13 protein-coding genes and 1 pseudogene are annotated in these 10,307 nt (G+C 68.9%); 4 read left to right on the forward strand and 10 right to left on the reverse strand.

Annotation, left to right across the window (positions count from 1 at the left end):
- Nucleotides 1-5: 5 nt before the first annotated feature.
- Nucleotides 6-689, reverse strand: a complete 684-nt coding sequence (locus ACFWNN_RS33685) for a 3-keto-5-aminohexanoate cleavage protein (RefSeq protein WP_382443987.1) — start codon at nucleotides 687-689, stop codon at nucleotides 6-8.
- Between the two features lie 60 nt (nucleotides 690-749).
- On the opposite strand from ACFWNN_RS33685, the gene ACFWNN_RS33690 reads away from it, so the two are divergent.
- Nucleotides 750-872, forward strand: a complete 123-nt coding sequence (locus ACFWNN_RS33690) for a hypothetical protein (protein ID WP_382443988.1) — start codon at nucleotides 750-752, stop codon at nucleotides 870-872.
- On the opposite strand, the gene ACFWNN_RS33695 is transcribed toward ACFWNN_RS33690, so the two are convergent.
- Nucleotides 873-2,534 carry a DUF262 domain-containing protein gene (locus ACFWNN_RS33695; protein WP_382443989.1) on the reverse strand — a complete coding sequence of 554 codons (1,662 nt, stop codon included), beginning with the start codon at nucleotides 2,532-2,534 and terminating at the stop codon, nucleotides 873-875. It abuts the gene before it with no gap.
- A 107-nt stretch (nucleotides 2,535-2,641) separates the two neighbouring features.
- Between ACFWNN_RS33695 and ACFWNN_RS33700 the strand changes: the two genes are divergently transcribed.
- A complete protein-coding gene (locus ACFWNN_RS33700) occupies nucleotides 2,642-2,866 on the forward strand; it encodes a hypothetical protein (protein WP_093593770.1) in 225 nt (74 codons plus the stop codon).
- Here the strand turns inward: ACFWNN_RS33700 and ACFWNN_RS33705 are convergent.
- Nucleotides 2,863-3,300 carry a GNAT family N-acetyltransferase gene (locus tag ACFWNN_RS33705; protein WP_382443990.1) on the reverse strand — a complete coding sequence of 146 codons (438 nt, stop codon included), beginning with the start codon at nucleotides 3,298-3,300 and terminating at the stop codon, nucleotides 2,863-2,865. The genes ACFWNN_RS33700 and ACFWNN_RS33705 overlap by 4 nt on opposite strands.
- Before the next feature lie 38 nt (nucleotides 3,301-3,338).
- Here ACFWNN_RS33705 and ACFWNN_RS33710 point away from each other — a divergent pair, with 38 nt between their 5' ends.
- Nucleotides 3,339-3,755, forward strand: a complete 417-nt coding sequence (locus ACFWNN_RS33710; RefSeq protein WP_382443991.1) for an SWIM zinc finger domain-containing protein — start codon at nucleotides 3,339-3,341, stop codon at nucleotides 3,753-3,755.
- On the opposite strand, the gene ACFWNN_RS33715 is transcribed toward ACFWNN_RS33710, so the two are convergent.
- The 6 genes from ACFWNN_RS33715 to ACFWNN_RS33740 form a co-directional block, all read right to left on the reverse strand.
- The gene (locus ACFWNN_RS33715) at nucleotides 3,744-4,271 is read right to left on the reverse strand and encodes a hypothetical protein (RefSeq protein WP_382443992.1); all 528 of its coding nucleotides are present in this window, start codon (nucleotides 4,269-4,271) and stop codon (nucleotides 3,744-3,746) included. The two genes, ACFWNN_RS33710 and ACFWNN_RS33715, sit on opposite strands and share 12 nt — an antisense overlap.
- Before the next feature lie 69 nt (nucleotides 4,272-4,340).
- Nucleotides 4,341-4,841 carry a GNAT family N-acetyltransferase gene (locus tag ACFWNN_RS33720; protein WP_382443993.1) on the reverse strand — a complete coding sequence of 167 codons (501 nt, stop codon included), beginning with the start codon at nucleotides 4,839-4,841 and terminating at the stop codon, nucleotides 4,341-4,343.
- Nucleotides 4,834-6,942, reverse strand: coding sequence for an NAD-dependent DNA ligase LigA (gene ligA, locus ACFWNN_RS33725; protein WP_382443994.1), 2,109 nt, complete (start codon nucleotides 6,940-6,942; stop codon nucleotides 4,834-4,836). The genes ACFWNN_RS33720 and ligA overlap by 8 nt, the downstream gene beginning before the upstream one ends.
- Before the next feature lie 33 nt (nucleotides 6,943-6,975).
- Entirely contained in the window at nucleotides 6,976-7,629 is a 654-nt protein-coding gene (locus tag ACFWNN_RS33730; protein ID WP_382443995.1) for a hypothetical protein, read from the reverse strand.
- 5 nt (nucleotides 7,630-7,634) lie between these two features.
- Complete coding sequence (locus ACFWNN_RS33735; protein ID WP_382443996.1) at nucleotides 7,635-8,192, reverse strand: YdeI family protein; 558 nt, start codon at nucleotides 8,190-8,192, stop codon at nucleotides 7,635-7,637.
- Nucleotides 8,189-8,704 carry a hypothetical protein gene (locus tag ACFWNN_RS33740; RefSeq protein WP_382443997.1) on the reverse strand — a complete coding sequence of 172 codons (516 nt, stop codon included), beginning with the start codon at nucleotides 8,702-8,704 and terminating at the stop codon, nucleotides 8,189-8,191. The genes ACFWNN_RS33735 and ACFWNN_RS33740 overlap by 4 nt, the downstream gene beginning before the upstream one ends.
- Before the next feature lie 65 nt (nucleotides 8,705-8,769).
- Here ACFWNN_RS33740 and ACFWNN_RS33745 point away from each other — a divergent pair, with 65 nt between their 5' ends.
- Nucleotides 8,770-9,249 (forward strand): GNAT family N-acetyltransferase, encoded by a 480-nt coding sequence (locus ACFWNN_RS33745; protein WP_382443998.1) that lies wholly within the window; start codon nucleotides 8,770-8,772, stop codon nucleotides 9,247-9,249.
- On the opposite strand, the pseudogene ACFWNN_RS33750 reads toward ACFWNN_RS33745, so the two are convergent.
- A pseudogene (locus ACFWNN_RS33750) lies at nucleotides 9,236-10,307 on the reverse strand (hypothetical protein); the annotation flags it as partial. The gene ACFWNN_RS33745 and the pseudogene ACFWNN_RS33750 sit on opposite strands and share 14 nt — an antisense overlap.

Here is a 10,307-nt window from a genome sequence, read left to right on the forward strand (position 1 = left end):
CGCGGTCAGCTCGGAGCGCGCGTCCGCTGCCGTTTCCTCGCGAGCGCGACCAGTTCGGCGTTGTTGCGCGCCTGTCGGCCGTCGGGCAGGCGCAGCGTGTCCTCCAGCCCCATCCGCACGTGGTGTTCGAGCAGTGCGGCGTAGTCGAGCACCTTCCAGGCCTCGTCGTCCCTGCCGTGCAGCAGGATCGGCAGGCCGAGCGGTTCCACCTGGGCCAGCAGGCTTTCGGCCGTGTCGCGGGTCGCCGTGACGGTGACGCGGCTGACGCCCGGCGGCAGGTCGGCGAGCTGGGCCCGCGCGGTCACGACGAGCTCGACCTTGACGTTGACCTGGTGCAGGGCCTGCACCAGGTCGCGCCAGCCCGGGTCGTCCAGGCGCACGCTGGCGATGTCCGGCCGGCCCGTCGCGAGGGGTGCCCAGCTGGCGATCAGCGTGCCGCGGTTGCCCGGGACGTCGGTGGACACGCTGATCTCGATGCCGGGCACGGCGGCGCGGACGGTCGCGATCGTGGTGGCCACCTCGGGTCCCACCAGGGTCGGCAGGCCGATGACGTCTCTCGGGTGGATGTGCACGGACGTGACGCCCAGCGCGGCGACGTCGGCCGCGTCCTCGGCCAGGCGCTCCGGGGTGAGCGGCAGGGCCGGGTGCTCCTCGGCTGTGCGGGAGCCGTTCAGACAGGCTTGCAGCACACCTCATACGGTCCCACACAATCCTCGGCGCGGTGTTGCTCCAAGGGTTAGGTTGAACGCATGCGACTGGCCCTGGTGATGGCTCAGGACGACGCTCTGGCGATGGGTGACCTGGCGCTGGGTGTGGCCGGGCTGATCGCGATCGCCGCGGTGATCGTGGTGGCGGTCAAGCGGAAGCGCTGATCACAGGTCCCAGCCTTCGGCCAGGGTGCGCAGCAGGTCCTTCTGCCGCGTCTCCAGCACGGCGGGCGTCCACTCCGGCTGCACGATCACCTGGCTGGTCAGCGCGAACACCGAGACGCCGTTCCCGCTGGTGAAGTACTTCTCCTTCTTCGCGACGAAGTCCCGGTTGCCGACCTCGGCGTTCTTCCACCTGTTGAGCAGCACGAGGTTCGCGAGCCGGTGGGTCCAGGTGCCGCGTTCCTCCGCGGTGAAGTCGGTCAGCCAGGCCGAGTCGTCCTTCGGGTTCTGCGGCAGGACGTGCTCCACCGTGATCACCGGGAACTTGTAGATGACACCGGGATCCCCCGCCAGCATCTCGTCGAGCCGGAGCAGCACGTACCGGCGCGTCTTCTGGACCAGGTAGAGAGCGCCGTCGAGCTGCCGGACGGTGTCCGCGCGCTCGTCCGCGTCGAGCACGAACGCCGGGGAGTCGAGCCCGTGCCCGGCCGCGAGCTCCCGCAGCAGGGTGGAGTACCGGACCACGCGCGGCGTGGTGTAGACGCGGCGGAGGAACATGCTCGCGGCGAGCCGTTCGAGCTTGCCGAGGAACCGGTCCAGCCACACGGGGTCGTGACCGTGGTGGCGCACCGCCCACAACGCGGGCGGCAGCCAGTCGCGGTTGTCGGTCTGGGCCAGTCGCCGGAACCACGAGTTGACCTGCTCGGCCCGAACCGACGACTCGTACCCGAAGTCGCGGATCTTCTGGAACGCCTCCGCGTAGGGCACCAGCACGTCGTCGACGAACTCCGCCTCGCGACCGCCGAGGTACTGGTTCAGCACCTGCCTCGGGAACTCGGTCATGAGGTCCTGCTTGGCACGGTCCTTGGCGAAGATCATCCGGATGTACAGGAACAGGTCGGCGAAGTCGTTGCGGCCGAGCCGCACCTCGGCCTCTTCCCACTTCATGGCGTACCTGTCGTCCAGCGCCCCGATCACCTTCGACTTGAAGATGTCGGCCGGCGAGAGATCGAGACCTCGCGCGTTCATGACGCTGAAGATCCGATGCGCGCTGTTCAGGTCCGGCGTGCTCACCATGACGAGGAACGTCCGGGCGCTGATCAGCTTCACCAGGCGGCGCCGTTCCTCCTCGTCCCAGCGGACCAGCACGGCGCGCAGGGCCTTGGCGTTCTCCCGAACCGCCTTCTGCGCGTCCGTCTTCACCGCGTCGTCGCTCAACGACACCAGTTCCTCGGTGCGGCCTGGCTCCTGCACGTACGTGCGGAAGAAGGCCTGGTCGCGTTCCCGCAGCGCGAGCCGCGGCTTCGCTTCGAGGTCGTGCAGCTCGTCGCCGGGTTCCACGATCATCCGGTCGAGCGATTCGCGGGTCTTCGCCGACAACGGGAGATCGCGCACGATCGCGAGCAGGATCGTGAGCGTGGTGAGGCGCTGCTGACCGTCGATCACCTCGGACTTCGGCTCGCCGTCGCTCTTCACGAGCACCATCGAGCCCAGGAAGTAGGGCTCGTCGTCGTCCCGTTCGACGGTCTCGACGAGGTCGTCGAGCAGTTGCCGCGCCTGCTCGGGTTCCCACGCGTAGGGCCGCTGGTAGTCAGGGATCCAGAAGTCGTAGTCGCTGCTGAACACCTTGCGAAGCGGTACGTCGTGAGCCCCGAGCTTGTGCATGACCGCCTCATCGGGAGCGTGAGCGCGGTCGTCACGTTCTGCGGGATCTGCTGGCTGACCCCAGAATCTGCCGTGATCGCCCCACTTCTGCTGGAGGTTTGAAGATCATGGCCATCACCGTGAACCTCGACATGCTCCTCGACAAGGCGTACGAGAACCTGCCGCTGACCGAGATCCTGGACGCGCCTGTGGACGCGTTGCAGGGCGTCAGTCCTGGCGACGCCGAGAAGCTCAAGGCCGCGTTCAACATCAAGACGGTGCGGGATCTGGGCACCAACAAGTACTTCCGGGCCGCCGTGACGTTGCTGGACCTGGAGGCCACGGCCCGTTAGAGGTCCTGGCGGTAGGTGATGAACGGCATGCGTTGCGCCAGCTGGTCGTAGAGCCGTTGGGCGGTCTTGTTCCGCTCGTTGGTGTGCCAGTAGACGCGGCAGCAGCCCTGTTGTTCCGCCCAGGTCGCCACTGCCCCGATGAGCGCGCTGCCGACGCCCCGGCCGCGCGCCTCGGGGGCTGTGAAGAGGTCCTGCAGGTAGCAGACGTCGTCGGTGGTGGTGCTGGAGTGCTGGAGGAAGTGGACGATGCCGACCACCCGGCCGGTGTCGTCGCGGGCGCATAGGGCGTGAATGGTTTCGTCCTCCTGGAACGCCTGCCACTTCCGGTCGTAGATCTCCGCGGGCAGGGTGCGTTCGTAGAAGGTGTTGTAGCCCTCGAAGAGCTCTTGCCACGCTGGTCGGTCGGCGGGTCGCAGTGGGCCGATCGCGATCATGTTGATCCTTTCTGCGGTCACCCGGTTGGATGACCCCCGTGTCGACGACCCTCACCACCGAGCTGCTGTTGCACCGCGCGGGTACCAAGTCGTACTGGCGCGGGCTCACGTACCGGGAGTCCGTGCTGTCCCTGCGGGTGCACAGCCGGCACGTCGCTGCTCGGGTGCGCGGGGGTGACGAGGTCGCCTACGTGGTGGAACTGTCGTGGTCGGGGACGTTGCTGGTCGGGTCGTGCAGTTGCCCGCACGGGTCCGAGGGGTTCTTCTGCAAGCACTGCGTGGCCGTCGGGCTGGTGCTGCTGGACCGGGGCGAGACGGTGCCGCCACCGGACGCCGAGGACCTGGAGCTCAAGGACGCGCTGAGAGCCCTGTCGCCCGAGGTGTTGCGGGAGCTGCTGTACGAGCAGGCGGCGGGTGATCCCAAGCTGCGGGCGCGGATCGTCTCATCGCTCTGAGAGGTACCCGCAGAACTGCGTTTCCGGCGGCATCCCGCACTTCGCGCCCGGTGCCCTGGTCGAGGCGGCCAGCACCCAGCCCGCGGCGGACGGGGTGAAGATCAGCACGTGCGGCATGCCGTAGCTGCTGTAGTCGAACGTCGTGGACTTCTCGAAGTGCAGGTCGGTGCGCTCGTAGAGGTGGATCACGACGCTGCCGTCGGGGTCTGCCTGGACGCGCTTGAGCGTCGTCGTGACCTCGGCCCTGGAGTAGCCGGCGTGCGGGAGCGACTTCTGCCGTTCGCGCCGGCGTTCCAGCTTGGCCTCGTCGATGCGCAGCCGATCCGCGAAGGACTCGGTCGTGGGCACACCGAAGCACTGCTGCCACGGGACGTTCGTGACCTTGTCCGCCCTCCGTTCGAAGTAGCGCTGCGCCAGCCGTTCGATCTCGTGCAGGTCGGCTGCGGCGAGCTGCCTCGGTGCGGCCGAGGCGCCCAGCAGCAGTGCGGCGGTCAGCAGGACGACCACTGGTCTCATTCGCGAACCCCCATCCGCGGCGTCGTCCCTGGGGACGCGCGGGTGCGAACGGGGTTGCTCGACGGCTGCTCAGAGCGGCAGCACGTACGCGTAGGCCCTCAGTTCCAGGCCCGGCACGGGTGACCAGTCGCGCTCCGGTAACCGCGTGAAGCCCATCCGCTCGTACAACCGGTGCGCCGCCAGCATCTTCTCCGACGACGACAGCACGACGTGGGTCGCGCCGGCCGTGCGCGCCTTGTCGATCACGGCGCGCACCAGGGCCTCGCCCACGCCGCGGCCCCGTGCGGCCGCGGACACCGACAGCATGCGGAACTCCAGTTCGCCGGACCGCGAGATCTCCGCGTACGGCGTGCCGGGGCGCACGACCGTCACCGAGCCCAGGACCGCACCCGACTCGTCCTGGGCGACGAGCACCTCGGCGTCCCGGAACCGGGACGCCGAGTCGGCCAGGACCGAGGCGTAGTCGTCGTGATCGCCCACGAAACCGTCCGCGCGGTAGGCCTCCACCGTCACGGAGCCGATCGCGGGCAGGTCGGCCTCCGCGGCCGGGCGAATGATCAGATCAGCCATCTGCACCTTCTTCCACCGGAAGGGCCACGTCCCTCGCCGCGTCCGGGCCCTGCTCCAGCAGGACGCGGAAGCCCGCTTCGTCGAGCACGGGCACCTTCAGCGAGACGGCCTTGTCGTACTTGGATCCTGGTGAGTCGCCGACGACGACGAAAGCGGTTTTCTTCGACACCGAGCCCGCCGCCTTGCCGCCGCGGGCGAGGATCGACTCCTTCGCCGAGTCGCGCGAGTACTCCGTCAGCGAGCCGGTGACCACGATGGACAGGCCTTCGAGGTTGCGCACGATGGACTCGTCGCGCTCGTCCTCCATCCGCACGCCCGCGGCCCGCCAGCGCTCGACGACGCCCTGGCGCCACTCGGTCTCCCGCCACTCCACCACCGCCGTGGCGATGGTCTGCCCGACGCCCTCGGCACCCGCGAGCGCCTCCTCGGGGGCCTCGATGATCGCGTCCATCGAGCCGAACTCCTGGGCCAACGCGCGGGCCGCCGTCGGGCCCACGTGCCGGATGGACAACGCGACCAGCACCCTCCACAGAGGACGCTGTTTCGCCTCCTCCAGGTTGTCGATCAGCTTCAGCGCGTTCGCGGACAGCTCGCCCTTGATCGTCATGAAGCGCTCGACCTGCCGCAACGCGTCCGCGTCGAGGTCGAAGAGGTCGGCCTCGTTGGTGTAGATCGTGGACGAGGTGATCGCCGCGGCGGCCTCGTAGCCGAGCACCTCGATGTCGAGCGCGGCGCGGGAGGCCAGGTACGCCAGACGTTCGCGCAGCTGGCCGGGGCAGCGTTCGGCGTTGGGGCAACGGATGTCGACGTCGCCCTCCTTCATGGGGCGCAGCACCGAGTTGCACTCCGGGCACCGCGTCGGCATCTCGAACTCGCGCGCGTCCGCCGGACGGGCCGCCAGCACCGGGCCGAGCACCTCGGGGATCACGTCGCCCGCCTTGCGGATGACGATGCGATCGCCGATCAGCACGCCCTTGCGCTTCACCTCGGACCCGTTGTGCAGGGTGGCGCGCGCGACCGTCGACCCGGCCACCTTCACCGGTTCCATGACGGCGAACGGCGTCACCCGGCCCGTGCGGCCCACCTGGACCTGGATGTCGAGGAGCGTCGTCGTGGCCTCCTCCGGCGGGTACTTGTACGCGATGGCCCACCTCGGGGCCCGCGACGTCGTGCCCAGCCGCCGTTGCAGCGACACCTCGTCGACCTTGATCACCAGGCCGTCGATCTCGTGCACCGCGTCGTGCCGGTGCTCGCCCCAGTACTCGACCTTCCTGCGCACGGCCACCGGGTCGGTGAGCACCTCGGTGTGCGGTGACGTCGACAGGCCCCACGCCTTCAGCGCCTCGTACGCGAGCGACTGACTGGCGACCTCGAAGCCCTCGGTCTTGCCGATGCCGTGGCAGATCATCCGGAGCTTTCTGGACGCCGTGATCTTCGGGTCCTTCTGCCGCAGCGAGCCGGCCGCCGTGTTGCGCGGGTTCGCGAACGGCGGTTTGCCCTGCTCGACCAGCGAGGCGTTGAGCGCCAGGAAGTCCTCCACCGCGAAGAAGATCTCGCCGCGCACCTCCACCAGGTCCGGCACCGGGTGCTCGGCGGACCCATCGAGCACCACGGGGACGTCCTTGATGGTGCGGACGTTCAGCGTCACGTCCTCACCGGTGCGGCCGTCGCCCCGTGTCAGGGCCCGCGTGAGCTTGCCCTTCTCGTAGAGCAGGTTGATCGCGAGGCCGTCGATCTTCAGCTCGCACAGGAAGTGCGTGCCCTCGCCGAGCTCCTTGCCGACGCGCTCGAACCACGCCGTCAGCTCGTCCTGCGCGAAGACGTTGTCGAGGCTGAGCATGCGCTCCAGGTGGTCGACCGCCTTGAACTCGGTCGAGAACGTGCCGCCGACGAGCTGCGTCGGCGACTCGGGCGTCGCGAGGCCGGGGTGCTCGGCCTCCATCGCCTCGAGCCGCTTCAGCAACCCGTCGAACTCACCATCGGTGACGATCGGGTCGTCCAGCACGTAGTAGCGGAACTGGTGCGAACGCACCTCTTCCGCGAGCACGGCGTGCTGCTCGCGCACCTCGGCGGGGACGTCTTCAAGGCTCTCGCTGCTCACGTCCCACAGCTTAGTGAGCAGGTCTGACAGTTCTCAGAGCTCGGCTTTCCCGGCGAGTTCGCGCACCAGGGTCCGCAGCTCGACGAGGCTGATCGTGCCCTGCGGCTCCAGTTCGGCGGTCTCCACGCGCCGCAGCCGTTCCCCCGCCAGCCGCTCGCCGAGAGTGACGTCCAAGGGCAGGAACGTCATGGTCTGCCGCTGCTGGTCGGTCAGGCCCGCGAGCGCCGGGTGGTAGACCGCGACGTCGACGACGTCACCGTCCACCTGGGCCACGACGCGGTAGTCGCCGAGCCGCATCCGCACCTGGCCGAGGTTGATGATCACCTCGGTCGGGTCCGGCACCGGCGGCACGGAGTCGTGGAACTCCCACACCATGTCCGACGGCGGCGCGGCGGCGATCCACGCGTCGGTGTACGGGCGCAGCCGCGGGTCCTCCTGACCGGTGACCACCAGCGCGTACATCGCCAGGTGGCCCTGTTCGAGGGAGAACATCAGATCGGGGTGCAGGGCGCGGACGAGGTCGTTCAGCTCGTCCTCGACGCGGTGCGGTTCGCCGTCGCCGAGCGCCGCGCTGACCACCGGCACCAGCTCGAACCACCGCTCCCAGAAGCGCCGTGCGGCTTCCTCGGCGTTGGGCAGGTGCGCCGGGACGACGTCTTCGGCTTTGCGGCGGCGGAACCACTTCATGATTCCTAAGGGTAGAGCTTTCGGCCCTCCGCCAGCATTTCAACGAACTGAGTGATGCGTTTTTGCCGTGTCTCCGGCCTCTTCGCGTCGTGGATGCGCAGCAGCACGGCGTACCTGTTCTGACTGTTCAGTCCCTTGAACGCCTCGGCGGCCTCGGGGTTGGCCTGGAGAGCGGCGGTCAGGTCGTCCGGCACCTCGATGGTCGCCGGTCCCGCGTAGGCCGCGTCCCAGCGTCCGTCCGCTTTGGCGCGTTCGATCTCCTTGAGACCGGCGGGCAGCATCTTGCCCTGCGCGATCAGCTCCTCGACCTTGCCGCAGTTGCGCTTGGACCACTTGCTGCGCGCCTTGCGTGGCGTCCAACGCTGCGAGTAGTAGGACTCGTCCACGGACCGTACGAGGCCATCGATCCACCCGTGGCACAAGGCGACGTCGAGCGCCTCGTCGTAGGTGATCGTTCGCACGCCTGAACCCTTCTTGGCGTACTTGAGCCACAGCTCGGTCTCGTTCGCGCCGTTCTCGTGCAGCCAGGCGTCGAACTCGGCCGGACCCTCGAAGACGATCAACGCACCCTCCTCAGGCAGAGCGTCATCTCCTCATAGGGAACACCGAGTTCGGCCTCTTCGGGACAACTTTGTTTTGTTAGGTCGACGACCTGCACGTTCGCGCGTGGCGCCGCGCAGTCGAACTTGGACACCACGGACCGTTGCAGGTCATCGGTGTCCAGCTCGAAGCAGTCGCCCTTGGTCGCGTTGGGCAACAGACACAGCGCGGCGTTGTGCCTCGTGTCCCGAAGCACCTTGTAGTCGCCGCGGGGGCACTTGCCGCTGGTGTCGGTGAGGACCGTGCCGACCTTGAGCGCGGCCTTGTTCTGCGCGCAGTCGATGACGGTCAGGCCCTGGTCGTTCTCGCCGGGGCCGGCGAACTGCACGCAGGTGCCCTTCTCGGCCTTCGAGTAGTCGGTGAGGAACGCCTGGGTGGCCTGTTTGGGTTCTTCGTCTTCTGTCGTTGCCCACCACACGACGAGATAAGCCAGCACGGCAAGTACACACACCACAACGGTCTGTCTCACGACCACGGTGCGGATTATGGGGCGGGAAACTGAGTGGCGCACGGTGGCCCGGTTGGCCACAGTTCGGGGTCATGCTGATCCGGCGGGAGACGCCCGCAGACATCTCCGCGATTCGTTCCGTGACCAACCTGGCCTTCTCCGACGGGCCCGAGGCTCCGCTGATCGACTGGCTCCGGGACGATCCTGGCTGGCTGCCGGAGTTCTCGCTGGTGGAGGACTCGGTGCTGGGGCACGTCGTGTGCTCGCGCGGGTACGTGGGCGATCAGCCGGCGCTGGGGCTCGGGCCGATCGCCGTGCACCCGTCGCACCAGCGGGCCGGGATCGGGTCGGCGTTGATGCACGCGGTGCTGGGTGCCGCCGAGGCTCGGGGCGAGCTCGCGGTCATCCTGTTGGGGGATCCCGGGTACTACACGCGGTTCGGGTTCCGGCTGGCGTCGGAATTCGGGATCACGCCGCCGGACCCCGCCTGGGCGCCGCACTTCCAGGCCCGGTTGTTCGGGGACGTGGCTCCGGGAGCGTTCCGGTACGCGGAGCCGTTCAACCGGCTTTGACGACCTTGCCCTCGGCGGTCCTCGCGTAGATCGTGCCGTCGGGCTGGGCGGAGACGGTGTCGATGAAACGGCCCTCCCCCAACGGTTCCCAGGTGGCGCCCAGGCGGTGGAGGCGGCCGTTCTTGAGCGCGTGGACGGCGACCGTCCCGTCTGGACGGAGGACGGCTTCCGGGGAGGCTTCGAGGCCGGTGGCGAGCTCGCGCCAGGTGCCTGCGGCGCTCGCCATGAGCTTGTCGCCGGAGCGGACGTAGAGGGCCACCGAGCCGTCGGCCTGCACGATTGCAGATGGCTTGCCGGTCGCGAACCCGGCCGGGCTGAGCGGAATCGATACGGACTGGCGGGCCCCCTGGGGGGATTCGGCCCCCATCCCAATCATCGCAGGCAGGTCTGACAGTGTCGCGACGCTGCCGTCCGCCAAGATCGCGAACAGCTCGACCGTCCCATCAGGACGCAGCACCGCCTCCGGGTCCCCAGCCACACCCGAGGCCACCACCCGCGAGCCCCCGCCCACCAACGCCCGAACCTCGCCCCGAGCCGTCCGCGCGTAGACCGCGGCACCCGCCACCGAAGGCCGTCCCACGAAGTCCTGCGACGTGCTCAGCCGCACCCCGTCGGCCCACACGTCGCCGTCCTGCACCACGTGCACGACCCCGCCGACCACCTCGGGCCCGCCCTGCCAGGCCTGCCGCAGCATCGCCGAAGCCCGCCCGAAGGCCTGGTCGTAGCGCTCCGGGCAGCAGGACCGCTGCACCGCATCAGCCAGCAACCCCGGCGACAAATGAGCGCGATCCATCTTCACCGCGAGCTCGAAGAACCGCGAAGCCGCATAGGAAACGTTCATGATCTGCTCCGGCGTGCCCCACCCCATCGAGGGCCGCTGCTGGAACACGCCCAGGGAGTCGGCGTCGCCGCACGCCAGGTTGTTCATGTGCGACTCCACCCACCCGGCCTCGAAGCCGGCGAGCATCACCTTGTCGCTCACGCCCCGGGAAAGACCGACGGCGTGGGCCGCGCCGCATAAGTTCCCCGGGAGCGCCCCCGGGGCGCCGCAGAGCCCC

The organism is Lentzea sp. NPDC058450, assembly GCF_042721395.1.
In the GTDB taxonomy this organism is placed as follows: domain Bacteria; phylum Actinomycetota; class Actinomycetes; order Mycobacteriales; family Pseudonocardiaceae; genus Lentzea.